The 26,608-nt window shown below is 67.5% G+C and carries 19 protein-coding genes; 12 read left to right on the top strand and 7 right to left on the bottom strand.

Features of this window, described 5'->3' with window-relative positions:
• The first annotated feature begins 155 nt into the window (after positions 1–155).
• Entirely contained in the window at positions 156–1,652 is a 1,497-nt protein-coding gene (locus tag B1991_RS11930) for an OmpP1/FadL family transporter (protein WP_136258907.1), read from the top strand.
• Between the two features lie 71 nt (positions 1,653–1,723).
• Here the strand turns inward: B1991_RS11930 and B1991_RS11925 are convergent, their stop codons facing one another.
• From B1991_RS11925 to putA, 6 genes are all read right to left on the bottom strand, one after another.
• Positions 1,724–3,139: a coniferyl aldehyde dehydrogenase gene (locus B1991_RS11925; RefSeq protein ID WP_136258906.1), complete on the bottom strand. Its 1,416-nt coding sequence runs from the start codon at positions 3,137–3,139 to the stop codon at positions 1,724–1,726.
• 59 nt (positions 3,140–3,198) lie between these two features.
• Complete coding sequence (locus B1991_RS11920; RefSeq protein WP_136258905.1) at positions 3,199–5,694, bottom strand: TonB-dependent receptor; 2,496 nt, start codon at positions 5,692–5,694, stop codon at positions 3,199–3,201.
• Positions 5,695–5,755: 61 nt separating this feature from the next.
• Positions 5,756–6,901 (bottom strand): SO2930 family diheme c-type cytochrome, encoded by a 1,146-nt coding sequence (locus B1991_RS11915; protein ID WP_246031155.1) that lies wholly within the window; start codon positions 6,899–6,901, stop codon positions 5,756–5,758.
• 120 nt (positions 6,902–7,021) lie between these two features.
• Entirely contained in the window at positions 7,022–8,257 is a 1,236-nt protein-coding gene (locus B1991_RS11910; protein WP_136258903.1) for a parallel beta-helix domain-containing protein, read from the bottom strand.
• Positions 8,258–8,372: 115 nt separating this feature from the next.
• On the bottom strand, positions 8,373–9,467 hold the full coding sequence (locus tag B1991_RS11905; protein ID WP_136258902.1) for an AraC family transcriptional regulator: 1,095 nt from the start codon (positions 9,465–9,467) through the stop codon (positions 8,373–8,375).
• 109 nt (positions 9,468–9,576) lie between these two features.
• Positions 9,577–12,732: a bifunctional proline dehydrogenase/L-glutamate gamma-semialdehyde dehydrogenase PutA gene (gene putA, locus B1991_RS11900; protein WP_136258901.1), complete on the bottom strand. Its 3,156-nt coding sequence runs from the start codon at positions 12,730–12,732 to the stop codon at positions 9,577–9,579.
• A gap of 296 nt (positions 12,733–13,028) precedes the next feature.
• On the opposite strand from putA, the gene B1991_RS11895 reads away from it, so the two are divergent.
• From B1991_RS11895 to B1991_RS11865, 8 genes are all read left to right on the top strand, one after another.
• Positions 13,029–13,469 (top strand): DUF2244 domain-containing protein, encoded by a 441-nt coding sequence (locus tag B1991_RS11895; protein WP_136258937.1) that lies wholly within the window; start codon positions 13,029–13,031, stop codon positions 13,467–13,469.
• A gap of 14 nt (positions 13,470–13,483) precedes the next feature.
• A complete protein-coding gene (coxB, locus tag B1991_RS11890) occupies positions 13,484–14,407 on the top strand; it encodes a cytochrome c oxidase subunit II (protein ID WP_136258900.1) in 924 nt (307 codons plus the stop codon).
• Between the two features lie 62 nt (positions 14,408–14,469).
• Positions 14,470–16,086: a cytochrome c oxidase subunit I gene (gene ctaD, locus B1991_RS11885; protein ID WP_136258899.1), complete on the top strand. Its 1,617-nt coding sequence runs from the start codon at positions 14,470–14,472 to the stop codon at positions 16,084–16,086.
• Between the two features lie 20 nt (positions 16,087–16,106).
• Positions 16,107–16,238: a hypothetical protein gene (locus B1991_RS19090; protein ID WP_281280543.1), complete on the top strand. Its 132-nt coding sequence runs from the start codon at positions 16,107–16,109 to the stop codon at positions 16,236–16,238.
• Between the two features lie 110 nt (positions 16,239–16,348).
• Entirely contained in the window at positions 16,349–17,236 is an 888-nt protein-coding gene (locus B1991_RS11880; RefSeq protein ID WP_136258898.1) for a cytochrome c oxidase subunit 3, read from the top strand.
• Between the two features lie 115 nt (positions 17,237–17,351).
• A complete protein-coding gene (locus B1991_RS11875) occupies positions 17,352–18,092 on the top strand; it encodes a 4'-phosphopantetheinyl transferase family protein (protein ID WP_136258897.1) in 741 nt (246 codons plus the stop codon).
• A gap of 180 nt (positions 18,093–18,272) precedes the next feature.
• Positions 18,273–19,673 (top strand): TIGR03013 family XrtA/PEP-CTERM system glycosyltransferase, encoded by a 1,401-nt coding sequence (locus B1991_RS11870; protein WP_136258896.1) that lies wholly within the window; start codon positions 18,273–18,275, stop codon positions 19,671–19,673.
• A 242-nt stretch (positions 19,674–19,915) separates the two neighbouring features.
• A complete protein-coding gene (locus tag B1991_RS11865) occupies positions 19,916–22,885 on the top strand; it encodes a hypothetical protein (RefSeq protein ID WP_246031153.1) in 2,970 nt (989 codons plus the stop codon).
• A 93-nt stretch (positions 22,886–22,978) separates the two neighbouring features.
• Here B1991_RS11865 and B1991_RS11860 read toward each other — a convergent pair whose 3' ends face one another.
• Positions 22,979–23,635: a J domain-containing protein gene (locus B1991_RS11860; protein ID WP_136258895.1), complete on the bottom strand. Its 657-nt coding sequence runs from the start codon at positions 23,633–23,635 to the stop codon at positions 22,979–22,981.
• A gap of 158 nt (positions 23,636–23,793) precedes the next feature.
• On the opposite strand from B1991_RS11860, the gene B1991_RS11855 reads away from it, so the two are divergent.
• The 3 genes from B1991_RS11855 (at position 23,794) to B1991_RS11845 (ending at position 26,469) form a co-directional block, all read left to right on the top strand.
• A complete protein-coding gene (locus B1991_RS11855) occupies positions 23,794–24,633 on the top strand; it encodes a TIGR04325 family methyltransferase (protein ID WP_136258894.1) in 840 nt (279 codons plus the stop codon).
• A gap of 76 nt (positions 24,634–24,709) precedes the next feature.
• Positions 24,710–25,633 carry a cupin-like domain-containing protein gene (locus B1991_RS11850; RefSeq protein ID WP_136258893.1) on the top strand — a complete coding sequence of 308 codons (924 nt, stop codon included), beginning with the start codon at positions 24,710–24,712 and terminating at the stop codon, positions 25,631–25,633.
• A 44-nt stretch (positions 25,634–25,677) separates the two neighbouring features.
• Entirely contained in the window at positions 25,678–26,469 is a 792-nt protein-coding gene (locus tag B1991_RS11845) for a hypothetical protein (protein WP_136258892.1), read from the top strand.
• Positions 26,470–26,608: the final 139 nt, after the last annotated feature.

The following is a 26,608-nucleotide window of genomic DNA, read 5'->3' as shown; positions in this document are numbered from 1 at the left end:
GTATTTGTTATTAACTTGTTGCGAGCGCACTTGCAACGCCTTGTCCGAGAGGGCAGAGTCCTCCGCAGGAAGTTCAAACGCGCGTATGAAAATTGTTCTTCTCAGCCGTACCAGCCACCACTCGAGCGGTCCCAAACATCATGCAGGAGCCAGCGATGCACACGTCTTTCCGTTCCCTCACGGGCGCTGCCCGTCCACTGGCGCTCGCCGCGCTGAGCATGGCGATCGTGGGTGCCCTGGTTGCGCCCGTGAGCGCGAATGCCAGCGCGTTCCAGCTCAAGGAAAACAGCGCCAAGGGCCTGGGCCGCGCCTTCGCCGGCTCCGCCACCGCCGGTGGTGATGCTTCGGTGGTGGTCAACAACCCGGCCGCGATGTCCGAGTTGAAGGGCACCTACCTGCAGGCGGACGTTACCGCCATCAATTTCAGCGCCAAGTTCGAAGGCAGTGCACACGACGTGCTGGGCCGCCCGATCAGCGGCGGCAACGGCGGTGACGCCGGCACGACCTTGCCCGTTCCGGCGTTGTTCTTTGCCACCCAGGTCAGCGACCGCGTGCACGTGGGCGGCGGTTTCTCGGTGCCGTTCGGCTTCCAGACCGAGTACGACAAAGACTGGGTCGGCCGCTACCACGGCCTCAAGTCCAAGTTCCAGTCACTCGACGCGACGCTGTCGGCATCGTTCGACGTCACCGACAACTTCAGCCTCGGCGCCAGCTTCATCGCGCAGAAGACCAGCGCGGAGCTGACCAGTGCGGTCAACTTCAACGCCGTCGGCCTCGGCATCCAGCAGGCCATCGGTGCGCAGACTGCCGCCGGTGTGGCGCAGATCCAGGCGGCCATCGCGGCCGGCCAGATCCCGGCGGCGCAGGGTGCCGCGATGATCCAGGCGGCCGTGCAGCAGGGCCAGGCAGCCGCGGCCGGCGTGGCGGCGGTGACGCCCCCGGGCGTGGACGGCTATGCGCGCATCAAGGGTGACGACTGGGGTTACGGCTGGCAGCTGGGCGGCTTCTGGAAGCTGACCCCGAACGACAAGCTGGCCCTGAACTACCGTGCCAAGATCAGCCATCGCCTGCAGGGCACCGGCAACTTCACCACCACGCCGGGCTACGACCTGCTGCTGGCCAACCCGGCGCTGGCCAGTTCGATTCCGCCGTTCTCGCACACCACCGGCACCGCCGACTTCACCACGCCCGCCGTGGCCAGCGTGAGCTACTGGCACCAGGGCGAGAAGTACGGCCTCGGCGCCGACGTGGCGTACACCAAGTGGGACGTGTTCAAGAACCTGACGGTGAACTACGGCAACTCGCAGCCGCAGACGTCGGAGCCGTACAACTGGCGCAACACCGTGTACGCCTCGATCGGCGGCGACTACTACGTCAACGACAAGCTGACCTTGCGCGCTGGCGTCGCGGTCGACAGCAGCCCGACCTACGAGAAGACCCGCAGCCCGCGCGTGCCCGACTCCACCCGCAAGATGGCCACCGTCGGCATCGGCTACAAGGCCAGCGAAAACTTCGAGATCAACGCGTCGTACGCGCACATCTTCGTCAACAACGCGCACGTCTCGCTGACCAACAGCACCGGCGACACGCTGACCGGCAATTTCGACGACTACGGCAACCTGCTCAGCTTCTCGGCGATGTACAAGTTCTGACGCCCTGCCTGCGGTAACTGCACAAGAAAACTCCCCGCTTCGGCGGGGAGTTTTTTGTGCGTGAAAGAAAATCAGCCGCGATGCAGCAGCAGGTCGAGCAGGCGCCGGAAGCGCGCGCCGTACGGCGGGTTGAGCAGGCCGGCGCCGTTCCAGCGCGCCTGGCGGAACACCGGCTTGAAGTGCGAGAAGGTGCGGAAGCCGGCCTGGCCGTGGTAGCCGCCCATGCCCGAGGCGCCGACGCCGCCGAACGGCAGGCCGTGCTGGGCAATGTGGTACAGCGTGTCGTTGACGCTGACGCCGCCGGCGTGGGTGCATGCCAGCACCTGGTCGATGCGCGCCGGGTCGTCCTCGAACAGGTACAGCGCCAGCGGGTGCGCGTGGGCGGCGACATGCGCGATCGCCTCGTCCAGCGTGTCGTACGGCAACAGCGGCAGCAACGGGCCGAAGATCTCCTCGCGCATCACCGCCATGTCGTCGTCGACCTCGGTCAGCAACTGCGGGGGCAGCAACCGGCGCGCCGGATCCTCCGTGGCTTCGCCCAGCACGTGCACGTGCGCGCCGGCGGTTTGTGCTTCGTCGCGCAGCGCCGCGAGGCGCTGGTACTGGCGGTCCGAGACGATGCTGGCGTACTGCGCGTTCTGCTGCAGTTGCGGATACATCCGCGCCACCGCCTTGCCGGCCAGCTCGATGAACTCCGCCATGCGTGCGCGTGGCAGCAGCACGTAGTCCGGCGCGATGCAGGTCTGCCCGGCGTTGAGCAGCTTGCCGACCATGATGCGTTCCACGGCGTGCTCCAGTCGCGCGCCGGGGCCGATGATGGCCGGCGACTTGCCGCCCAGCTCCAGCGTCACCGGGGTGAGGTTGGCCGCCGCCGCGCGCATCACGTGGTGGCCGACGGCGGTGGAGCCGGTGAACAGCAGATGGTCGAACGGCAACGCGGAAAAAGCCTGCGCCACCTCGGCGTCACCGGTGACCACCACCACTTCGTCAGGCTTGAAATACCGCCCGGCCAGTTCCGCCAGCAGCGCTGAAAAGCGCGGGGTGAATTCGCTCATCTTCACCATGGCGCGGTTGCCGGCGACCAGCGCGTCGACCAGCGGGCCGACGGCCAGATACAGCGGGTAATTCCACGGCACGATGATGCCGACCACGCCGCGCGGCTGCGGCCGCAACTCGGTGCGCGCCGGCAGGAACAGCCAATCGGCCAGCCGCCGCCGCGGCTTCATCCAGCGCCGGCCGTGGGCCAGCGCGTGGCGGATCGCCGACAGGCTGGGGAAGAACTCCAGCAACTCCGTTTCTTCCCGCGGCCGACAACCGAAATCGGCATGGATGGCCTCGACCATGCGCTCGCGGTTCTCGCGCAGCAGCGTTTGCAGTGCACGCAGCCGGGCGGCCCGCACGGTCCAGTCGGGCATCGGTTGCGCCCGTTGCGCGGCGCGCAGCAGCCGCAGGCTGTCGGTGAGCGTGGAAACGTGGTCGGTGGTCATGGCGTTACTCGGGACAGGTCCTGCAGCATGCACGCAAACGGCGAACGCCGTCGGCCGGGTCAGAAGCGCGCACGCAGCTCGACGCCCCACATCCGCGGTGGCGTGACGCTGGCGAACGGCGTGCCGAACACGCTGGTGGTGATGTTGTTGACACCGTCGACGTAGCGCTTGTCGAACACGTTGGTGCCATAGAGCGCCACGCCCCACTGGTCGTCGGCCGCGCTCCAGCCCAGTCGCGCGTCGGTGATCTGGCGCGCCGAGCCGACCTGGAAATTGGGGCTGATCTGGCAGGTGCCCTGCAACTGCGAGTCGTTGTTGCAGCGGGACGGGGCGCGATAGGCATGGCTGAGGTCGAATTGCAGCGCGCCGCCGGCCACGTCGTGCCAGGTATAGGCCAGGTGTGCGGCGAACGAATACTTCGGCTCGCCGGTGGGCTGGCCGTCCAGGCTGGCACCGGAAGGTGCGGTGGCGTTGCGATAGGTGGCGTCGATGTAGGCGCCGTTGACGCCAAGCCGGAACGCCGTGTTCGGTTGCCATTGCAGCTCCACTTCGACGCCGTGGGCCTGCTGGTCGGTACTCGCCACCAGGTAGCGCGGCACGCCGGAGCCGGTGCTGTTCGGGTCGAGAGTGAGCGACTGGCGGTTGTCGTAGCGGTAGTAATAGGTGCTGGCGTTGAGCAGCAGGTTGGGGCCGGGGAACACGCTCTTGATGCCGGCCTCGTAGTTGAGCACCTTCTCCGGCGCGAAGTGCGAGCCGACCTGCACGCTGTTGTAGCCGCCGGCCTTGTAGCCCTTGGTGACCGACCCGTAGACCATCACGTCCGGGCTGAACGCGTAGTCCAGTACCACGCGCGGGCTGAGGTCGTTCCAGGTGTTCCTGCCTTGCACCAGCACGCCCACCGGCGCGCCGCTGGCGGGGTTGAAGATCAGGTTCTGGCGGAACGCGTCGGGATTGACGCCGGCCAGCGCGAGCAAGCCCATCGCGTCGAGCGCGTCGATGGTCTGGTCCAGTTCCGGCGCGCTGCGCTGCGGGTTGAACCACGAGAAGCGTTTCTGGTCGCGGGTGTAACGCAGGCCGGTGGTGAGGTTGAGCTTGTCGCCCAGATGCCAGATCACGTCGCCGTACAAGGCGTACGCCTTGAAGCGGCCATGGTTTTCGATCTGCTCGCGCCACGGCGCGCCCAGCACGGAGTAAGGCAGGCCGAACAACTTCAGCAGCGAATCGAAACCGGCGAAGGTGTCGGCGTAGCTGGCGCCGCCCACGTTCAGCGCCAGCGTGTCGATGCTGTCGGTGAACACGTCGGTGCGACTGGTCTGGCGCGCCTGTTCGCTGTACCAGCTGGTACCGGCCACCCAGTCGATCAGGTCGGTGCTGCCGGCGAACTTGAACTCCTGGTACCAGCTGTTGTTGTGCTCGATGTTGGCGGTGTCGAGGTAGGTGGTGCGCTGGTTGGTACCGTCGTAATCACCCAGGTTCAAGGTGTCGAAATTGCGCCACGCGGTGGTCGAGGTCAGGCTGCCCCAGCCGAAGCTGTGGTCGACGATCAGGGTGGAGCCGTCGAAGCGACGGCTCTCGGCCGCGCCGACCGCGTCGTTGTACAGCGGCGCATGCAGCGGGTTCAGGTACTGCGCGGGGTTGGCCGGATACGGTGGACTCGGCACGCCGGCGTTCGGGTCTGGCCGCACCGACCACGCCGACGCCGGGATCAGGCCGAAGGCGGGTTGCGGTGGCTGCTTGAGTTCCTCGTGGTCCCACGACCACAGCACGCGGGTGTTCGGCGTGATGTTCCAGCGGTAGACGCCGCGCGCGCCGCGGTCGTTGTCCTGGCCGTAGCGCTTGCCGGTGGCCGCGTCGCGGGCCCAGCCGTGGCTCTGGTTGTCGAACAGGCTGAAGCGCAGGGCCATGTCCGCGTTGAGCGGCAGGTTCAGCAGGAAGTCGCCGTAGCGCTTGCCGTAGTTGCCCAGGCGCATGCGCGCCTTGCCTTCCAGTTTGTCGCTGGGTTCGTTGGTGACGATCGAGATGGCGCCGGCAGCGGCATTGCGGCCGAACAGCGTGCCTTGCGGGCCCTTCAGCACTTCGATGCGCTGGATGTCGTTGAATGCCAGCAGGGCGCCGCCGGAGCGCGCCGCATAGACGCCGTCGACATACACGCCCACCGCCGACTCGGTGCCCACGCCGAAGTCGTCGGTGCTGATGCCGCGCAACTCGTAGTTGGGCTGGGTCGGCTGGTTGGCGCTGACCACCAGGCCGGGCACGAACAGGCTCATCTTGCTGAGGTCGGTGGCCGCCAGCGTGTCGATCTGCCGCGCGGTGACGATCTGCAGCGCGATCGGTACCGACTGCATCTGCTGACTGCGGCTCTGCGCGGTGACGGTGATGGTGCCCAGCTCGGTGGGCCGATCCGCGTTCGCCGCGGTGGTCGTGGCGGGGACCGGTGCGGTGCCGTCCGTGTTCGTATTCGTCTGCGCCGCCAGCGGGGCGCACAGCAGCAGCGCCATGCCGCCGAACAGCAAGCCGCGCAGCGCGGTCGAAAGTGGACGTTGACGAAGGTTCATGCCGTGCTCCCCGTTGCATGGAATGGCCGCGACCCATGCGCCGCGGCGGTCGTTTGTCGGTTCAGTGCAGCACGGTGCAGGTACCGGGCATGGCCGCGATCCACGCCTTGATCAGCGCGATGGCTTCGTGGTCGGCCGTGCTGCGGCCGATCTCCGGCATCATCGTGCCGGGCTCGGTCGAGGTCAGCCGGTACGGGATGATCGAAGCATCCGGCTGGCCCGGCACGATGTCGAAGAAGTGGTTGCCGGTGCCCTGGCCGGCGGCGGTCGGCGGCTTGCAGATGCCCAGTTCGTGATTCTCGGGCGTGCCGTGGATCAGCGACAGGCCGGTGGTGTTGGCCGCGCCGTTCGGGTTGTGGCAATGCCCGCAGTTGATGTCCAGCCAGGCGCGTGCGCGCGCATCCAGCGGCGCCTTCGGATCGCCGGCGTCGACGTCGCGCGGCACCGTGGCCAGCGCCGGCACGCCGCCGAGATAGCCGACCTTGGCCAGGTGCTCGAGCTGGTTGTGCTCGCCATCGGCATACAGGTAGTTCTTGTTGATGTGCCGCGCCTTCGGGCCGATCGGATGCACCTTGCGATCGATCCAGTCCTGCGCATGGCAACTGGCACACTGGCTTTCGTCGGGCACCACGTAGTTGAAATCCTCGCGCGCCGGGATACCGTCCCGTGCGCTGGCGGCGACCAGGGTCAGCGGCAGCACCGCGCCGGTGCGCGCCAGCGTGGCCTCGGTCTGCGCGTCGTTCCACACGTACGGGATCGCTTCCCAGCCGTTCTGGCGATGCACCAGGATGCGTGTCTCGATCAGCCGGACGTTGGCCATCTCCAGGCCCTGGCCGGCGAAGTCGCGCGAGTAATCCGCGGTGCGTGCCACGTCGCTGAACTTGCCGTCGGCGGCACGCGGGTAATAGAAGGTCTTGCTGAACACCGTGCCGACCGGAAAGTCGAGCGTGTCCACCGGCTGGTACTTGCCGCTCGCGCCCTTGGGCATCCAGATCGTGCGCAGCTTGTGCGCGTAATCGGTGAACAGCGGCGTGTTGAGGTCGTACGGCACCACCCCGTCGTTGAGTTGCAGCTGGCCGTCATGCACCTCGACCACGTGCCAGTCGCTGAGTTTGGCCGGGCGGCCTTCGGCATGGAACGCCACCGGCTGCATGCCGCGCTGGCAGCCGGCCAGCAGCAATGCGAGCAGCAGCGCGAAACCCTGCACGAGCGCACCCCCGGATCGAGTCCGGGGCAGGCTCTGTGCGCGATGTTTGTGGGTGACGTGACGAAGAGCATCGCGCACAGGATGCGCTCCTGCAGTGACCGGAAATACTTGAAACATTCCTCAGACCTTCGGCTCGGGATTCAGCGTCACCGCCGGCAGCCGGGGCAGGGTGCAGACAAACGGCTTCATGTCCGTGGCCGGGTTCTTGTAGTCATGCGGGCCGTCGGCATCGAGCACGCCGTTGACGCCCTGCAGGCAGATGCGGTCGTCGGGCGGCGGCAGGCCGTCGACCAGGGTCTTGCTGTCGACGTAGCCATCCCAGAGCACGTCGGGGAAGCTGCCGGTGAGGCCGTACATGGCGGTCTTGAGTGTCTTCAGCTTGATGCCGTCGGGCGAATCGCCGCCGCCCTTGAGGCGGTTGTCGAGCACGTAGATCCCCTTCGGGTACGGGTTGTAGCTCGCCGCCACGCCGCGGGTGTTGTAGTAGTTGGTGGAAAAATAGCTGGCGATGATGATGTTCGCGGTCTGGTTGTCGGCGATGTCGTTGTCGAAGATCTCCACCTTGTCGTTGGAGTTGATCACCACGCCCGAACCCGCCGGCACGCTGGCCACCGCCGCGCCCTTGGCGGCGAAGTTGCCCAGGTTGTTGGCAAAGACCTTGTTCTTGAACACCCGCGTGCTGTGGCCTTCCTTGGACAGGTTGGGCATGTTGAACACCAGGATGCCGCCGGTGTTCTGCGTGGCAGTGTTGCCGTAGACGTCGGCGCGGGTGGAGTTCTCGACCTCGATGCCGGCCACGTTGTGCTCGGCGCGGTTGTTGCGCACGATGATGTTGTCCGACTGGCCGACGTAGATGCCGGCATCCGACGCGCCGATCACCACGGAGTCCTCGATCAGCACGTTCTGCGTCTTCACCGGGTACAGGCCGTAGGCGCCGTTGGTGGTCTTCGGGCCGTCGGTCCACTCGATGCGCACGCCGTGGATGGTGATGTTCCTGCCCTGGTTGATCTTCAGCGCGTCGCCCTTGCTGTCCTCAATCGCCAGGTTCTCGATGGTGAAGTCGCTGGCGTTGACCAGCAGGCCCTCGGGGCCGACCACCTGGCCCTTGAACGAGAGCACGGTCTTGTCCATGCCGGCGCCCCGGATGGTGACGCCGTCGGTGCGCAGGCTGAGGCCGCGCTTGAGGTGGTAATGGCCGGCGGGGATCTCGATCACGCTGCCGGGCTTGGCGTCCAGCAGTTGCTCCTGCAGCTTGGCTTCGAAACTGCCGTCGGCGGTGGTTTGCGGCGGCGCCTCGTGTTTGCCGCAGCCGGCCAGTGCGGCCGTCAGCGCGATGGAGATGAGCAGCGTGCGCATGGTCCGGTTCCCCCGTGTGAAGAGCGTCGCGTCGATGGCCCCGACTCTCGCCCATTCCGGCCGGCAAGGGGAGGGCAAAGCGGCCAGCTTACGGGGGGCAAACCGGCCTATTCGATCAGCCGCCGGCGCGCCTCGCCTCCTGCGGAGGCATCCCGGTCCAGCGCTTGAACGCCCGCCGGAACTCGCGCGGGTCGTTGAAACCCACCGCGCTGCCGACGTCCGCCACGCTCAACGTGCCCGCTTGCAGCAACTGCAGCGCGCGTTCGGCGCGCACGCGATCGTGGATGTCGCGGAAGATCCGCCCGCTCTCGGCCAGCTTGCGGCGCAGCGAGCGTTCGCTGAGGTTGAGCGTGTGCGCCACCTCGTGCAGCTTCGGCTGCTGCGCCAGCCGACTGCGCAGCAGCCGTTCCACGGCGGCGACGATCTCCTGGTGCGGCTCGCCGCCGTCCGGCGTGCGCTGTTGCGCGCACAGGGCCAGCGCCTGCTTCGCGGTGAGCGGGTTGTAGCCGGGCAACGGGTGCGGCAGCCACTGCACGTCGATCAGCAGGCGGCAACGCGGTGCATCGAAACGCGCCTCGCAATCGAACAAGGCACGGTACTTCTCGGCATAGGCCGGGCGCGGGTAGGCCAGTTCCAGCCGCACCGGACGCAACGCCGGGCCGATCAGTTCGCGGGCGATCATGGTGGAACTGGCGAACAGCTCCTCGCAGAAGAACGGCAGCAGTTCGACGTCGTCGAACAACGGCAGCGCGGTGAGCGCGACGGTGCGTTCGTCCACCGCCTCGAACGCCAGGTCGAGCAGGCAGCCGCAGATCTTGTGATGGGCGATGCCGGCCTGCATGGCTTCGCCGAAGGTGCGCGCGGTCATCATCGCCAGCCCGAGCAGGCCGAAGCCGCCGATGGTGCCCTCGCGCCCGATGCGCAGCCCGGCGTCGGCCACCCCCGCCGCGCGCAGTGCCGCCAGCGCCCGCCGCACGAAGGTGGCCGCCTGGCGATAGGAAACCCGCAACGCGGGGTCGGCCAGCTGGGCGCGGTTCAGCGCCAGCCCGCCGAACCACGTGCGGCAGTCGATCCCGCACGCATCCGCCAGCTGGGTCAGGTACAGCAGTTTGTTGGTGGGAAACTCCGCGGCGGTGTAGCGCGGATCATCCCCCGCCGCCACCGCCGCGGGAGAGGAGTGCAGGCCGATCATGCCGGCGGGACGTGCCATGGTGCCGATGCTCCGACGCGCAGGCGAAGCACCTGCAGTCCACGCTTTCTAACATGGCCGCCGCGGCGCCTGCTTGCGCGCTGCACAAGTGCGGCGCGCCAGTCCCGGCCTACTCCCCGATCGTCAGCAGCGACGCGTTGCCGCCCGCCGCGGTGGTGTTGATGGTCAGCGTGCGTTCGCCGGCGAAGCGCAGCAGGTAATGCGGACCGCCGGCCTTGGGGCCGGTGCCGGACAGGCCTTCGCCGCCGAACGGCTGCACGCCGACCACCGCGCCGATCTGGTTGCGGTTGACGTAGCAGTTGCCGACGCGCGCGTGCTGGCTGATGTAGTGCACGGTGGCGTCGATGCGGCTGTGCACGCCCAGCGTCAGGCCGTAGCCGGTGCCGTTGATCTCGTCGACGACGTTCTTCAGTTCGCTGGCCTTGAAGCGGATCAGGTGCAGCACCGGGCCGAACACCTCGCGCTTGAGCACCGACAGCGAAGGGATCTCGTACGCGCGCGGCGCGAAGAAGGTGCCGTGCGCGGTACTGGCCGGGTCCATCGGCGCCTCGGCGATCTTCTTCGCCTCCTTGTCCATGCGTTCGGCGTGGGCCACCAGGATCGCCTTGGCGTCCTCGTCGATCACCGGGCCGACGTCGGTCGACAGCAGGCCCGGATCGCCCACCTTCAGCTCGGCCATGGCGCCGGCCAGCATCCCGATCACCTTGTCGGCGATGTCCTCCTGGATGTACAGCACGCGCGCCGCCGAGCAGCGCTGGCCGGCGGACTGGAAGGCCGAGGCGATCACGTCCTTGACGATCTGCTCGGGCAGGGCGGAGGAGTCGGCGATCATCGCGTTCTGGCCGCCGGTCTCGGCCACCAGCACCGCGATCTGCGCGTCGCGCGCGGCCAGCGCGCGGTTGATCGCCCAGGCGGTTTCGGTGGCGCCGGTAAACACCACGCCGGCCACGCGAGGGTCGCGGGTGAGCGCCGCACCCACGGTGGGGCCGTCGCCGGGGACGAACTGCAGCACTTCCTTCGGCACGCCGGCCTCGTGCAGCAGCTGGGTGGCGAGGTGACCGATCAGGCTGGTCTGTTCGGCCGGCTTGGCGATCACCGCATTGCCGGCCGCCAGCGCGGCGCTGACCTGGCCGATGAAGATGGCCAGCGGGAAGTTCCACGGGCTGATGCCGACGAACACGCCGCGGCCGCCCAGGTACAGCTGGTTGGTCTCGCCGGTGGGGCCGGGCAGCTGCTCGGGCTCGGCGAACAGGCGGCGCGCCATGGTGGCGTAGTAGCGCAGGAAATCGGCCGCCTCGCGCACTTCGGCGATGGCGTCGGGCAGGCTCTTGCCGGCCTCGCGCACGCACAGCGCGATGAACTCGGCGCGGCGCGCCTCCAGCTGGTCGGCCGCGTACTCGAGCATGGCGGCGCGGTTGGCCACCGGCAGGTTGTTCCAGCCGTCCTGGGCGGCTGCCGCATTGGCCATGGCCCGGTCCACCGTGGCCTGGTCGGCGCTGAGGTAGCTGCCGATCGTGCGGCGCCGGTCGGCCGGGTCGGTGACCGGCACGGTGGCGCCCTGGCTGCTGGCCCCGGGCACCAGCGGGGCGGCGTGCCACGGACCGGTCTGCGCGTTGACCGCGGCGGCGAGGTCGTTCAGTTCGTTGTCGTTGGCAAAGTTGACGCCCATGGAATTCTTCCGAAGTTCACCGTAGAGATTGGCCGGCAGCGGGATGCGCGGGTGCGGGATGTGGTCGAACGCGCGCACCGTCTCGCAGGGGTCGGCCACCAGTTCGCGCGCGGGCACGTCCTCGTCCACCACGCGGTTGACGAAGCTGGTGTTGGCGCCGTTCTCGAGCAGGCGGCGCACCAGGTAGGGGAGCAGGTCCTCGTGCGTGCCGACCGGCGCATACACCCGGCAGGGCACGTTGAAGCTGTTCTTGCCGATCACCTCGGCATACAGGTCGCTGCCCATGCCGTGCAGGCGCTGGAATTCGAACGGCCGGCCCTGTGCGATGTGGTGCACGGCGGCAATGGTGTGCGCGTTGTGGGTGGCGAACTGCGGGTAGATCAGGTTGCCGCCGGCGTTGAACAGCCGCCGCGCGCAGGCCAGGTAGGAAACGTCGGTGTTCGGCTTGCGGGTGAACACCGGATAGCCCGACAGCCCCTGTTCCTGCGCCTTCTTGATCTCGGCGTCCCAGTAGGCGCCCTTGACCAGCCGCACGTACCAGCGCCGGCCGCTGGCCAGTGCGGTCTCCACCAGCCAGTCGATCACGAACGGCGTGCGCTTGGCGTACGCCTGCACCACGATGCCCAGGCCGTTCCAGCCCTCCAGCGAGGGATGCGCGAAGACGTCGCCGATCACGTCCAGCGACAGCTCCAGCCGGTCGGCTTCCTCGGCGTCGACCGACAGCGCGATGCCGTGCTTCATCGCCAGCTGCGACAGTTCCAGCAGTTTTTCGGTGAGCGCCCGGTGCGTGCGTTCCCGCTGCGCGACCTCGTAGCGCGGGAACAGCGCCGACAGTTTCACCGAGATCGACGGCGCATCGGTGTGGTTCGCGTACGGGCCGCGCGCGCCCAGCGCGGCGATCGCGTTGCGGTAGTCCTGCTGGTAGCGCTCGGCGGTGTCGGCGGTCATCGCCGCTTCGCCGAGCATGTCGAAGGAGTAGCGGAATACCGCGTTCTCCTTCTTCACGCTGCGGTCGAGCGCCTCCTCGATATCGCGGCCCATCACGAACTGGTGGCCCATGATGCGCATCGCCTGGCGCACCGCTGCGCGGATCGTGGGGTCGCCCACGCGGGTGACCAGCCGGCGCAGCGCGCCGTTGAAATCGTCGCCGCTGCCGTCGGCCAGGTTGACCAGTCGGCCGGTGAGCAGCAGGCCCCAGGTGGAGGCGTTGACCAGCAGCGATTCGCTGCGGCCCAGATGCTTGCGCCAGTTGGCGTCGCCGAGCTTGTCACGGATCAGCTTGTCGGTGGTGGTCTTGTCCGGGATGCGCAGCAGCGCCTCGGCCACGCACATCAGCAGGATGCCTTCCTCGCTGGACAGGTCGTACTGGCGCATGAAGGACTCGACCACGCTCTGGTCCTTCGCCCGCGCCCGCACGCGAGTCACCAGTGCGGCGGCGCGGTCGATCACCTGTTCGCGTTCCTCCGGGGGCAGTACGGCCTGGTCGAGCAGGTCGTTGACCGCCTCGGTCTCGTCGCGCAGCCAGGCGGCAGTGATGCGCGCGCGCGCGGGTGTGGTTCGAGCGGGCAGCTCGGGGCTCAGGATGGGTGGGGTCACGGTCGTGTCGATGCCGGTCGCGGGAGGATGGAATAAACCCGCGATTGTACGCTTCGCGCCCGGCCATTGGGGTGCGTCGCCGCTCGCGCGGGTGCGCCTCGGGTTGGATGATTTGCCGCACGCGCGTGACGGGTTCGCGGTGCTCGCAAACGTGATCCGCTGCGTTGATCGAAGTCAATCGGGTGCGACATTCTTGCCCACCGCGCCGCCGCGGCCTATCATTCCGGCAGTTCCAGGCACGCCGGATCTCCATGATCGTGCTTCGACCAGCCAGCGCCGGCTTGCCCTGCGTGACGATGTGGCTCAAGCCAAATCGCTCGCTCAGCAGGCGCGGCCTGCGTCGACTGATCGTGGTTCTGGTGGCATTGGCGCTGACAACGGCAGAACTGGGGGCGTGGCAGGGGAACGTGTTTGCTCCGCTGTTTGCCCTGGTGGAATCCGCCGCCATGGCCGTCGCGTTGAGCGTGGCCTGGCGGGCCGGCGACCGCTGCGAGCGCATCACTCTCGACGAATCGTCGCTGGAGGTGCAGTCGCTGCCGGGCCGGCGTTGCACTCGCTTCCAGCCTTGCTGGGTGCGCGTGCGGCTGGATACCGGCAATGGACGCCTGGTGTTGACATCGCATGGCCGCGATCTGGAGATCGGTGCGTTTCTGGCGGCAACGGAACGCGTCGAGCTGGCGAAGCGACTCAGGGTGCTGCTGGCCGGTTCGGCCGGACAGTGGCGCAAACAGCAATGACAAAGGTGCAAGACATGACATCTGGCGGGATCAGGCGATCATTCATGGCAGCGGCGGGTCTTGCCCTTGCGACGTTCGGCAGTGCCGTGCAGGCGAATCCGCATCCATGGCAGCTGAACATGGAACGCGGCGCGAGCACCTGGTCGCACGTCCCCTACGATCTGAACAACATCTCGCTGTGGGTCTGCGTGGTGATCGGCGTGCTGGTGTTCGGCGCCATGTTCGTCGCGATGTTCCGCTTCCGCAAATCGCGCGGCGCGGTGGCCGAGAAGTGGGCGCACAACACCGCGCTGGAAGTGGTCTGGACCACGATCCCGGTGCTGATCCTGATCACCCTGGCCTACCTCGCCACCGGCGGCCTCACCAGCTGGGCCGACACCACCGGCTCGCAGATGACGGTGAAGGTCACCGGTTACCAGTGGAAGTGGCGCTACGACTATGTCAGCTACATGGGCAAGCCGATCGACAAGGTCGGCTTCATGTCCAAGCTGGACAAGCAGAGCGACTACACCCGCCAGCTCGATTCGGGCATGGACCCGTACGCGGTCAAGGTGGGCGACGAGCAGACCTATCTGTTGAACGTCGACAAGCCGCTGGTGGTGCCGGTCGACACCAAGATCCGCTTCGTCATCACCGGCGGCGACGTGATCCATTCGTGGTGGGTGCCGGCACTGGGCTGGAAGCTCGACGCGATCCCCGGCATCGTCAACGCGGCCTGGACCAACATCAAGGAGCCGGGTACCTACCGCGGCCAGTGCGCCGAGCTGTGCGGCCAGGACCACGGCTTCATGCCGATCGTGGTGGTGGCCAAGTCGAAGGCGGACTTCGCCAAGTGGCTGGCCGAGCAGGAAGCCGCTTCCGGCAAGTCCCTGCCGCCGCCCGCGCCGATCGACGGGGGCGCGGCGGCCACTGCCGCGGCGACCCCTCCGCAGGGCTGAGCCCGATCCCATCAGCGTTTTCGTTGCAGTCGCATTCCATTACAGGTTAGAGGTGCATGGCCATGTCCTACGCAGCCACCCATGATCAGCACGATGATCACCACGGCGCGCCGAAGAGTTTCTTCCAACGCTGGTGCATGTCCACCAATCACAAGGACATCGGCACGCTGTACCTGATCTTCGCGCTGACGATGTTCTTCATCGGCGGCAGCTTTGCGATGGTCATCCGCGCCGAGCTGTTCAAGCCGGGCTTGCAGCTGGTGCAGCCGTATTTCTTCAACGAGCTGACCACGTTGCATGGCCTGGTCATGATCTTCGGCGCGATCATGCCGGCGTTCGTGGGCCTGGGTAACTGGATGATCCCGTTGATGGTGGGCGCGCCGGACATGGCCTTGCCGCGCATGAACAACCTGTCGTTCTGGATCCTGCCGTTCGCCTTCATCCTGATGTTGTCCACGTTGTTCCTGCCGGGTGGCGCTCCCGCCGGCGGCTGGACCATGTATCCGCCGCTTTCGTTGCAGGGCGGTTCGCTGGCCTACGTGGTGTTCGCGATCCACCTGATGGGCATCAGCTCGATCATGGGCGCGATCAACATCATCGCCACCATCCTCAACATGCGCGCGCCGGGCATGGATCTGCTGAAGATGCCGGTGTTCGTGTGGAGCTGGCTGATCACCGCGTTCCTGCTGATCGCGGTGATGCCGGTGCTGGCGGGTGCGGTGACCATGCTGCTGACCGACAAGTACTTCGGCACCAGCTTCTTCAACCCGGGCGGCGGCGGCGACCCCGTGCTGTATCAGCACATCTTCTGGTTCTTCGGCCATCCCGAGGTCTACATCATGATCCTGCCGGCATTCGGGATCATCTCGGAGATCGTGCCCACCTTCGCGCGCAAGCCGATCTTCGGCTACAAGGCGATGGTGTTCGCGCTGGCCTGCATCGCGTTCCTGTCGTTCATCGTGTGGGCGCACCACATGTTCGCGGTGGGCATGCCGCTGGGCGCTGACCTGTTCTTCATGTACGCGACGATGCTGATCGCGGTGCCCACCGGCGTGAAGGTGTTCAACTGGGTGGCCACCATGTGGGGCGGCTCGATGACGTTCGAGACGCCGATGCTGTTCGCCATTGCCTTCATCATCCTGTTCACCATCGGCGGCTTCTCCGGCCTGATGCTGGCCCTGGTGCCGGCGGACTTCCAGTACCAGGACACCTTCTTCGTGGTCGCGCATTTCCACTATGTGCTGGTGACCGGTGCCCTGTTCGCCATCATCGCGGCGGCTTATTACTGGCTGCCGAAATGGACCGGCAACATGTACAACGAGTTCTGGGCCAAGGTGCACTTCTGGAACAGCGTGATCTGGGTGAACGTGTTGTTCTTCCCGCAGCACTTCCTGGGCCTGGCCGGCATGCCGCGTCGCATTCCCGACTACAACGTGGCCTTCGCCAACTTCAACATGGTCAGTTCCATCGGCGGTTTCCTGTTCGGCGCCTCGCAGCTGATCTTCATTGGCGTGCTGATCCACTGCGCGTTCTTCTCCAAGAAGAAGGCCGCCGATCGTGTGTGGGAAGGCGCCAAGGGGCTGGAGTGGACCGTGCCTTCGCCGGCGCCGCACCACACCTTCTCGGTGCCGCCCGTGATCCATGACGAAGAGCTGGCGCACGGCAACGTGCACGCCTGATCGGCGGGGAAGCCGTGGAAATGACACAGCCGGTTGACGAGATCCATGCCGCGGACCAGCGCCGCGGCGTGCGCCGCACGGTGAAGATCCTGGTCGCGGTGGTGATCGGCTTCTATCTGCTGGCGTTCCTGCAGATACTGCTGATGAAATAACCGCGCCAGCACCTTTCCACTTCAATCACCCGGGTCGGCACGACCGGCAGGCAGGTCCCCGAGCGGCATGGCGGGGCAGAGTCATCAAGAGAAATCCACGGGGTCTCAGCATGGGTCAGCAACACGACGTTTACTTTGTACCGGCCAAGAGCTACTGGCCGATCGTCGCCGCGGTCGTCATGTTCATCTTCATGTTCGGCGCCGGGCACTGGCTCAACGCCGAACCGGGCGAAACCGGTTTCGGCAAGTCGGTCTTCGTGGTCGGCGTGGTCGGCGTGCTGGCGATGTTCTTCGGCTGGTTCCGTTCGGTCATCCGCGAATCGCTGGCCGGCGACTACAACCAGCAGGTGGACACCTCGTTCCGCATGGGGATGATGTGGTTCATCTTCTCCGAGGTGATGTTCTTCGGCGCGTTCTTCGGCGCGCTGTTCTACATCCGCATGTTCTCGGTACCGTGGCTCGGTGGCGAAGGCCATGGCGTGCTGACCCACCAGTTCCTGTGGAGCGACTACACCGCGGCCTGGGGTGCCAACGGCGGCAACGGCCCGGCGAAGATCGGCGGCGCGTTCGAAACGGTGCCGGCCTGGGGCCTTCCGCTGCTGAACACCCTGATCCTGCTGACCTCCAGCGTCACCGTGACGATTGCCCACCACGCCCTGCGTGCAGGGCATCGCGGCCGGATCCTGCTGTTCCTCGGCCTGACCGTGCTGCTGGGCGCCACCTTCCTGTACTTCCAGGCACACGAGTACATCGAGGCCTACCACGAGCTCAACCTGACCCTGGGCAGCGGCGTCTACGGTTCGACCTTCTTCATGCTGACCGGCTTCCACGGACTGCACGTGACGCTGGGTACGATCATGCTGGCAGTGATCTGGCTGCGCGTGCTGAAAGGTCATTTCAGCAAGGACCATCACTTCGGCTTCGAGGCGGTGGCCTGGTACTGGCACTTCGTCGACGTGGTGTGGCTGGGCCTGTTCATGTTCGTCTATATCCTCTGAGCGTCGTTCCGCGCTCGGTTGCAACGGCCCGCCACTGGCGGGCCGGTTCGTTTCCGGGCGGCGGAATGTACGCGTCGGTGCCACACTGCACGCGTCCGCGTTCGCCGGGGGAGGCATGAACACAGGTCACTTCACCTCCATCGTGCACGCAGCGCTGGCGCAGGCGGGCTTCACGCCGCCAGCGCGGAACGAGGGCCGCACCATCGTGTTCGCGTGTACGCCGCTGGTGGCGCAGGTCACGCACGCGCAGGCCGTGCTGGATGCCGGCGAAGCCCAGCGTGCGGCACGTTTCCGTTTCGACCGTGACCGTACCCGCCATGTCCTGGCTCATGCGGTCTGGCGTATCGCGCTTGCCACGTGCCTGGACGTCGCGCCGGCCGCGGTTCCGCTGTTGGCGACGCCGTCGGGACAACCGACCCTGCCCGGTACGGGGCTCAGCACCAGCCTCAGCCATGCCGGCGACTGGGCTGCGGTGTCGATCTGCGCTGATGAAACCAGCGGCATCGACATCGAGCAGCAGCCCTCGCGGGTGCGCCTGGCGGAGATGGCCGAGGTTGTCTGCACGCCCGCCGAGGCCACGCGAGTGATGGCGCTGGACGTGGCTGCGCGCGAGCACGCGCTGTTGGTGCTGTGGACGCGCAAGGAGGCGCTGTTGAAAGCCTTCGGCGTGGGGCTCGGCGTGGACCCGGCGCGCTTCGATGCCGGTGCGACCGAACCCGTTGCCCCTCCCCCGACGGCTGCCGACATGCCTTCGTGCCGGGCTCTCCCGCTGGATCTGCCGACCGGTCTGGTGGGGGCCGTGGCGCTGCCCGTCGGGAGCAAACTGGTCGGCCAGCACGGCCTGGAGTGGGTCTGAGCCTCACCGAAGGAATGTTTGGCGCCAGACCGCCCACCAGCTTTCAGATTTGTGACAAATACGGTTGTATTGAATACGGTTTTCGTGTATATGTGCATGCCCGCCGCCAGGCGGGGCGCGCGCCAAGCGGCGCCGTCGGTTCGCCATGCTGGCTGGAGTGGCAGGGTTGGGGGGATGGAGATGTTTCGCTTTCTGCGTCGAAAAGCCAACCGCTGGCTGTTGCTGCTGGCGGCCGTGGACATGGTGCTGCTGGGCTTTTCGCTCAACGCCGCCATGTACCTGCGCTATTTCAATCAGCCCGCCGACCTAGCCCAATTCTCCCGCCACATGCCCGAGCGCTCGCTGGCGTTCGCCGTGATCATGCTGCTGGCGATGGTCGCCCTCGGCCACTACCAGTCGCACATGCGGACCAGCTGGTTCGGCGTGTTGGCGCGCCAGAGCGTGGGTTTCGTGCTCGGTGGCGTGGGCGTATTCATCATGTATTACCTGCTGCCGCAGGCCTATGTCGGCCGTGGCGTGCTGACCATCGCGCTGGTGCTGTCCTTTGCCTTGATGATGGGGTTCCGGCTGGTGTTCCTGCGCCTGGTGGACGCCGTGGTGTTCCAGCGGCGGGTGCTGATCCTGGGGGCGGGCAAGCGCGCCTCGCAGATCCAGACGCGCATGCGTCGCCACGCCGACCGGATCGGCTTCAACGTGGTGGGCTTCGTGCCGCGAGAGGGGGAGGAGGCGCAGGTCAGGCCGGAGTTCCTGGTGGCGCCCGAGGGCCCGCTGGTGGACTGGGCGCTGCACCGCCAGGTGGACGAGATCGTGGTCGGGGTCGACGACCGGCGCGGCGGCCTGCCCATGCGCGACCTGCTGGAATGCCGCCAGAACGGCATCGACGTGACCGACCTGGCGACCTTCTTCGAACGCGAGTCCGGCCGCGTGCAGCTGTCGTTGACCGATCCTTCCTGGCTGGTGTTCTCCGGCGGCTTCGATGCCACTCCGCTGCGCCGATTCAGCAAGCGCTGCTCCGATCTGCTGATCGCCGCGCTGGTACTGCTGCTGACCTGGCCGCTGATGCTGCTGGTGGCGCTGGCCATCCGCATCGAGTCCGGGGCCGGCCAGCCCATCCTCTACCGGCAGGAACGCGTCGGCGCGCGCGGCAAGACGTTCCAGCTGATCAAGTTTCGCAGCATGCGCACCGACGCAGAACTGGACGGCATCGCCCGCTGGGCGAACAAGGATGACGACCGGGTGACCCGGGTGGGTCGCTTCACGCGCAAGGTGCGCCTGGACGAACTGCCACAGTTGTGGAACGTGCTCAAGGGCGAGATGAGCTTCATCGGCCCGCGGCCCGAGCGACCGCAATTCGTGATCGATCTCGGTCAGAAGATCCGTTACTACGATCTCCGCCATTGCCTCAAGCCCGGTCTGGCCGGCTGGGCGCAACTGCGCTATCCGTATGGCGCGTCCGAGGCCGATGCCGAGGAAAAACTCAAGTACGACCTGTACTACGTCAAGAACCACAACCTGCTGTTCGACCTGCTGATCCTGTTCCAGACGGTCGAAGTGGTGCTGTTCCGCCGCGGCGCGCGCTGATCGGCGGTTTCCTCCCCGGGCGGCGGCCGGCGCGCCCGTCGCGTCGGCCCGGCAAGCCCGAACCCCCTTCCTGAACCTGCGGCGTGGTTGGCGCGTCATAGCTGCCAAGTCCGCTATGACGCCGCATTGTGTGGTGATACGCTTTCCGGGCAAGGGGCGTTCAGGATAATCAGCCACCCACCTCGAACCGCCGGTTTGGCGAGGCTGGGTCGTTGGCATCGGCCTACCTATGGATTCCCCCCATGTCCCGTACCGATCAGATTGCGCCGAACGGCAGGCCTGCAGCATCGCCCCGGGGCGGTGACGCGCCCCTCCCGTCATCCCTGCGCCCGCAACGCAGGCGTACCGCGCTGCTCGGTGGCGGTGTGGTGCTGATGCTGCTGTTCACTGCGGTATCGCTGTTGCTGGCCCGTGATGACGAACCGCGACCGCTGACTTCCCGCCCGACGGCCGCCGCGCCGGCGCCTGCCAGGCGGCCGGCGGCTCCCGCCAAGCCTTCGCCGCTTGCCGCGGAGAAGCTCCGACATACCGCTGACGCCCAGGTTCCCGCCACCGTCGCGGCGGCATCGCGCCGACGCGTGGTCCGGGTCGATGCCGCCGCGGTGGCACCGCCGGCGAAAGCGCCGCGTGCGCTCCCACGCGCGACGACGACCGAAGCGACGCCCCGCTTGATCACCCGCGTTGCCGGTGCGCGGCCGCTGCTGGAGCCCGCCGGTGTCTCCTCACACAGCACCGCTGCAGGGCATGCGGTCGGCGTGCCGGCCGGCCTGGCCGGCACGCCGACGGGCCGCGATTCGGCGGTGCGGGGCGCGCCGCAGGCAGCCGCGTTCAGCGCCGTGCCGGTGCAGCCGCAAGCCGTGACGCTGGCGGCGCATCCGCGGCTGCTCCTGGACTCCTCCGCGCTGACCGCGCTGCGCCAGCGCGCCGCGGCGAATACGCCGCAGTGGACCGCGCTGAAAGCCACCTGCGATTCCTACATCGGCGGCACGGTGGAGTATCCCACCGGCAATCAGTATCCCGACAAGCCGAATCTTGGCTCGGGCTACCAGGGTGAATCGTATCTGCCGGCGCTGCTGGCCGAGGGCATGTGCTACCAGGTGCTGAAGTCCAGCAATGCATCGGCCGCCGCGCCCTATGGCGCCAAGGCGGTCGACATCCTGATGAAGATGTCGATGCCGTACCCGGGCAGCAACGGCTGGGATCCCTGCACCGACAGCGGCTACGGCATCCGCTTCTACGGCGTGGGTTACGGCCTGGGCTACGACTGGGTCTACGACCTGCTGACCGCGTCCCAGCGCACCCAGATCTACACCGCCGCGAACGCGTGGATCGCCGCTTGGGAAAAATCCGGCGGATGTGCCGCGTTTGCCTATGAAGGCAATCCCATCGGCAATTACTACGCCGGTTACTTTCACGCCAAGGCGGTGATCTCGCTGGCTACCTATGACGAGAATCCCAGCGCGCCGGCGCAGTGGACCGACTGGCTGAGCAACCAGTTCGGCGCGCGGGTGCAGCCGTACTATCGCCTGCACATGCTCGGTGGCGGCTGGCCGGAGGGTTACGGCAACTACGCGCCGCTGAGCATCCTCAACATGAGCCTGCCCGCGCGTGAGGTGAAGACCGCCACCGGACAGGACCTGCTGCATGCCAGCGCGCCGTACACCTTCCCGCTGGACAGTGCCGACTACTCGATGCATTTCACCTGGCCGTCGCTGGTCTACTTCGACGACCGCGACGACAACCACTCCAACGGCGATCCCTCTTCACCGCCGCCGGGCGCGACCCCGGTCGGCATGTTCCAGCAGATCATCGGTGCGTTGAGCTACTGGCAATCGCCCAAGCTCGCGGTGTTCAACCAGTACCTCGCGGCGGTCGATCAGGCCACCGGCGGCTACAGCGAGGCTCCGGCCTGGCTGCAGTTCTTGGCGATCGATCCGAATGCGCCGAAGGCGGCGCTGACCACCTTGCCGCTGTCCTATTTCGCGCCGGGCATGAACGCCGTCTCGGCGCGCTCGGATTGGACCACCGCGGCCAGCTGGATGTCGTTCCGCGCCGGCCCCTACACCAACAACCCCGCCGCCGGGCACGAGTTCTTCGACCAGGGCAGTCTTGCCCTGGTGCGCGGGGGCTCGCCGTTGCTGGTGAACGCCGGCGGCTGGCTGGTGCACGAGCCCGGCGGCAATGCCGACGAAACCAAGATCTTCAACGACAACTACGGCGATCTCGACGGCACGCCATACTCGGGCAACCGCCAGCTGTACAACGTCTTCTATGTGCGCAGCATGAGCGGCAGTTCCGTGGCGCAGCGTTTCGGCCAGGGCGCCTATACCACCGAAGACGACAACGTGCGCACCAAGGTGTCGGCCTACGAGGAAGGCGGCGGCTATGTCTACATGCTGGCCACCCACCTGGAGGACATGTACCGCAGCTTCTCGGCCGGGCCGGCCGTGTCGGCGTGGTCGCGGCAAATCGTCTACCTGCGCCCGAACCGCTTCGTCGTCTACGATCGCACGACCGAAGGCAGCGCGACTTATGATCAGTACATGGCCTGGCATTTCCCGGCCAACCCGACCGCCGGCAGCGCGCCGGCCGGGCAGAACCGGTTCGACGTCACCTACAGCGGCAAGTACATGGGAGCGATGACCACCGTGCTGCCTGCCGGCACCAAGACGACGACAGTGGGCATGTATCCGGGCGACAACCCGGTCAAGGCGTGGCAGGTGCAGGTGCGCCCGGCCGACACCAAGACCAGCCAGCAGTGGCTGACGGTGTTCGATCTGTCCGGCACCGCGGCCAAGGTGGCCACGGCCAGCCCGGTGACGGTGAGTCAGGGTGGCATCGTCGGCGTGGAACTGCTCGCCAGCGACGGCAACAGCGTGGTGGTGAGCAGCAGCGGAGCCGCAGGTACCCCGCTCAGTGGTGGCATCGTCTACGGAGTGCAGCCGTTGTCGGCCTACCACGTGGTCACCGATCTGGTGCCTGACACCGGCTACACGGTGACCACCTCGGCCAATGCCGGCCTGCGCAACGTCAACATCAGCGTGGGTGGTACCACCATGAGCAGCGACAAGGGCGTGCTCAGCTTCTACGTGACGACCGACGGCACGGTGCAAGGCAACCCGCCGCCACCGCCGACGCCGGTTTACGTCCCGGTGCCGATCAGCTCGCTGCCGGTCCCCGGTTTTCCGGCGCCGTACAAACCCGGCGGTTGAGTCGGGCCGCGACCGGCGTTAGTACCGGTCGCGGCTGACGCCCCTCCGTGCCGTGATCGCCGTCGATCAGGGGCGGTCCGGCGCATCGCGCGCTCACTGGCCCCGCGGCGCGCCGCCGTGCGCGGTGACATGCAGCGGGTACAGCGGCGAGCTGTACCAGTCGACCACCTTGCCGTCTTCAAAGCGCACCCACGACGGGCCATACTCCCATCGCTGGTCGCTGGGCATCAGGGTGGGTTCGCCTTCGATGCTGCGCACGCTGGCGGCATCCATGCCCAAACCCCACGCCGGCTGTGCCGCCGGCCGCTCCGCCAACGGCGTCGGCGCGGCGTGATGCACGATTTCGGCGGGCGGGGCAGCGGGCGGCGAGGGCGGTTCGCCCGGCCACAGCAGCCACACCGCGATGGCGGCGGCCGGCAGCAACAACCAGCGGCGGGAGCGCCGCCGGCTCGTGCGTACCCGCGGCGCCACCGCTGCCGGCCCGGCCTCGCCCGCCGGTGATGGGGACGGCCGCACACTTGCCGCGCCGGGCAAACGGCCGTGCGCGCGATGGAACTCCATCGCCATGCCGTACATCGCGGTGAGCTGTTGCAGCCGTTGCGCGGCCACGCCGTGCGGATCATCGCTGCGGCGATCGGGGTGCAGGACCGCCACGCGGCGTCGATAGGCATGCTTGAACTCGCCCAGGCCACAGCCCGGTTCGAGGTCAAGCAGCCTGTAGAGGTCCAGGAAATCGGTCTCGCGCGCCACGTCGTGCTTCTCCCCAATGCTGCGAGCCGGGTCGCCCGTCGCGCACCCTCGTTCATGCCGCCGTTCTGCGGGACTATACCTGTTCGGCGCGGAGGGCAGGGCGCGCCAGCGGGCGCTCGTGCTAGCGTGGCGCACCGGTGGCGGAGGGAGGAGCAACGATGTCCAGGGGACTGTCCGCAAGCCTGCGTGGCGTTGCGCTCGGCGTGGCCGAATTGCCGGGCGTGCGCCTGCTCGCGCGGCCGCTCTACCGGCGCCTGTTCGCCAGCGACGTGTTGCCCGGCAATGCCTACGGTGGCGTGTTCGCCAGTGTCGAGGCGGCGCGTGCCGGGGCGCCGGCTTCGTTGCCGACCAGCTACGACCAGCCGCAATCGGGCGAGCTCTACGCCGACCGGCTGGAGCGCGTGCAGATCGTGGATTACCCGGTGCTGTTCTGGCTCTCGCAGCTGTTTGCCGCCGATGCGCGGAAACTGTTCGACCTGGGCGGCAATGTGGGCACCAGCTATTTCGGTTTCCGCCACCACCTGCCGTATCCCGATGACCTGCGCTGGCTGGTGCACGATGTCCCCGCCGTGGTCGCGGCCGGACGCGCGCTGGCCGAGCGAGAGGACGGCGCCGGCAAGCTCGGCTTCACCGATTCGCCGCAGGACGCCAACGGCTGCGACGTGCTGCTCTGCAGTGGCGTGCTGCAGTACCTCGATTATTCGCTGCCGGAGCTGCTGCGGCCGTTGCGCGAGCCGCCGCGCCACGTGCTGGTCAACGTGACGCCGCTGCACCCCGAGCGCAGCTTCGTGACCCTCCAGCGCGTCACCCGACGCCGGGTCGGCATTGCCAACTGCCCATATCGGGTGTCCGCGCTGGATGCCTTCATCGAAGAGTTTGCGGCAGCCGGCTATCGTGTGGTCGATCACTGGTCGACGACCGAGCGTCACATGCGCATTCCGTTCGAACCCGCCTGCTCGGTCGACCGCTACCACGGCTTCTGCTTCCGCCGCGACTGAGCTTGCGGGGCGTCGGGGTGCGGGGCACACTGCCGCTTCGATCCCGCGGCGCAGCTTGCGGATCGCGGGAGGGGGCATGTCGGGTCCATCGTCCAAGTGGCTGGAAGTCGCCTGGGATCAGTTCGATCCCTGGCGGATACAGGGTGTGCGGCATCATCTGGCGGCGCACCCCGCGTTGCAGTTGCCGGCCCTGGTCGAGCTGGGCAAGCGGCTGGAGGCGCGTGGCCGCGTGCGCTCGCACAGCGGCGACGCCACGGCGGGCACGTCGTTCAACGAGGCCCCCCGCCTGCACCCCAACGCCAAGGGTGTCGAGGCGACGCTGAGCGATATCGAGCATGCCGCGGCATGGACTTCGCTGCTCAACGTGCAGTCCGACCCGCAGTACCGCGCCGTCGTCGACGAGGTGCTCGATTCGATCCGGCCGCAGGTGGAGGTGGTCGACCCGGGCATGTGCTATCGCGCCGGCTGGATCTTCCTCACCTCGCCGAGGGCGGTGACGCCGTTCCACATGGACAAGGAACACAATTTCATCCTGCAGGTACAGGGCCGCAAGCGCATCTACGTCTGGGACCATCGCGACACGCAGGTGGTCAGCGAGCATGCGCGCGACCGTTTTCACCGCACCCATTCGCGCGAGCTGCTGCAGTGGCGCGAGGAGTATCGCGAGCGCGCGCAGGTGTTCGAGCTGGAACCCGGGATGGGCGCGTACATGCCCTCGACCAGCCCGCACATGGTCGAGAACGGGGATGGCCCGTCGATCACCATGAGCTTCACCTACTACACGCGGTCGACGCGGCGCGACGCCCTGCTGCATCGCACCCACGACATGCTGCGCGGTCGGGGTTGGGTGCCGCCAGTGGTGGGTCGCTTCCCGCTGTTCGACGCCGCCACGCTGGCGGCCGGCGGCCTCTACACCGGCGCCAAGCGGCTGGCGCGGCGACTGGCCGGCGCGTCCGTCGATTCGGATGCCGCGCCGTACGCCAAAGTCGGCGATTCGTGATGTCCGGGCGGTCGCGTGGCGGTCGCCGGGCCTGGCGGGTGCTCATGCTGGCCTGCATTCCGCTGACCGCGGCAGGCGTCGACGGGCCGGTTCCTCCGGTGCCCGCGCCGCCGGCGCTCGGCGTCCACACCCTGCTGGCGCAGGCCGATCACCGCGGCCGCCGTCCTGCCGTGACCGTGCCGCTCGACACGGCACCCACGGGCAGTGCGTTGCTGGTGCTCAATGGCGGCTTTGCCAGTAACGCGGTGCCGCCGACCGACAGCTATGGGCGGCACTGGACCCAGGTCGGCCCCACCGCCGTCTACGACGGCTACCAGGGCCGCTTCGACGTGAAGGCCTACGTGTCGCTGGCCGGCCCCGGCGGTCCGCACCACACGGTCAGCATCGACAAGCCGGGCGAGCCCGACCGCGAGATCACCATTCCCTTCGTGGAGATCCGCCACGCCGCCGTGCTGCAGGATTTCGCCCAGAATTACCCCGCGCCGACCTTGACCCAGCGCATCGCGGGCAAGCTCAAGCGCACGCTGGAAGGCATGCTCTCCGAACCGGACGACCGCTTCAGCGTGACCAGCGGCGAGGTCGCCACGACCGGGCCGGCCACCTTGATCGCGGTGTGGTGGGGTGACGGCAACGTGCGCCAGATGAGCGCGGTGCCGGACAACGGTTTCACGGTGATCGACAGCTATCTGCAGTTGCCGCCGATCAGCGGCGTGCAGTGCGCGGTGGCCTACCGTCAGGTCGACCGTGCCGGCACCTATCGGGTGAGCTGGAGTGGCAGCCCGCGCCAGCGGGCGATCCTGTGGCTGTTTGCGTTCCAGTCCGCCGCTGCGCCCTAGCTTTGCTGCATAGCACACAGGCATCTAGAATGGCGTGTTCTGTTGCACAGTTCTGCACGATTTTGCGCTAATCTTGTCGTCCAGGGGCTGGTTTGGTGACGACGCGACAAGCGGGCGCCTCCAGGCAGTTCCGCTGGGC

This window comes from Rhodanobacter lindaniclasticus (genome assembly GCF_004799035.1).
GTDB classification, from domain to species: Bacteria; Pseudomonadota; Gammaproteobacteria; order Xanthomonadales; family Rhodanobacteraceae; genus Rhodanobacter; species Rhodanobacter lindaniclasticus.
Note: the sequence above shows the minus strand (reverse complement) of the source record. Positions and strands in the feature narration are given on the sequence as shown.

What these genes read in the sequence shown, in the direction of transcription:
- ctaD (WP_136258899.1), top strand. Translation starts at nt 14,470, where the DNA reads ATGTCCTACGCAGCCACCCATGATCAGCACGATGATCACCACGGCGCG.
- B1991_RS11905 (WP_136258902.1), bottom strand. Translation starts at nt 9,467, where the DNA reads ATGGCACGTCCCGCCGGCATGATCGGCCTGCACTCCTCTCCCGCGGCG.
- B1991_RS11920 (WP_136258905.1), bottom strand. Translation starts at nt 5,694, where the DNA reads ATGAACCTTCGTCAACGTCCACTTTCGACCGCGCTGCGCGGCTTGCTG.
- coxB (WP_136258900.1), top strand. Translation starts at nt 13,484, where the DNA reads ATGACATCTGGCGGGATCAGGCGATCATTCATGGCAGCGGCGGGTCTT.
- B1991_RS11880 (WP_136258898.1), top strand. Translation starts at nt 16,349, where the DNA reads ATGGGTCAGCAACACGACGTTTACTTTGTACCGGCCAAGAGCTACTGG.
- B1991_RS11855 (WP_136258894.1), top strand. Translation starts at nt 23,794, where the DNA reads ATGTCCAGGGGACTGTCCGCAAGCCTGCGTGGCGTTGCGCTCGGCGTG.
- B1991_RS11870 (WP_136258896.1), top strand. Translation starts at nt 18,273, where the DNA reads ATGTTTCGCTTTCTGCGTCGAAAAGCCAACCGCTGGCTGTTGCTGCTG.
- B1991_RS11850 (WP_136258893.1), top strand. Translation starts at nt 24,710, where the DNA reads ATGTCGGGTCCATCGTCCAAGTGGCTGGAAGTCGCCTGGGATCAGTTC.
- B1991_RS11865 (WP_246031153.1), top strand. Translation starts at nt 19,916, where the DNA reads ATGTCCCGTACCGATCAGATTGCGCCGAACGGCAGGCCTGCAGCATCG.
- B1991_RS11875 (WP_136258897.1), top strand. Translation starts at nt 17,352, where the DNA reads ATGAACACAGGTCACTTCACCTCCATCGTGCACGCAGCGCTGGCGCAG.
- B1991_RS11895 (WP_136258937.1), top strand. Translation starts at nt 13,029, where the DNA reads ATGTGGCTCAAGCCAAATCGCTCGCTCAGCAGGCGCGGCCTGCGTCGA.
- B1991_RS11845 (WP_136258892.1), top strand. Translation starts at nt 25,678, where the DNA reads ATGCTGGCCTGCATTCCGCTGACCGCGGCAGGCGTCGACGGGCCGGTT.
- B1991_RS11910 (WP_136258903.1), bottom strand. Translation starts at nt 8,257, where the DNA reads ATGCGCACGCTGCTCATCTCCATCGCGCTGACGGCCGCACTGGCCGGC.
- B1991_RS11930 (WP_136258907.1), top strand. Translation starts at nt 156, where the DNA reads ATGCACACGTCTTTCCGTTCCCTCACGGGCGCTGCCCGTCCACTGGCG.
- B1991_RS11925 (WP_136258906.1), bottom strand. Translation starts at nt 3,139, where the DNA reads ATGACCACCGACCACGTTTCCACGCTCACCGACAGCCTGCGGCTGCTG.
- B1991_RS19090 (WP_281280543.1), top strand. Translation starts at nt 16,107, where the DNA reads ATGACACAGCCGGTTGACGAGATCCATGCCGCGGACCAGCGCCGCGGC.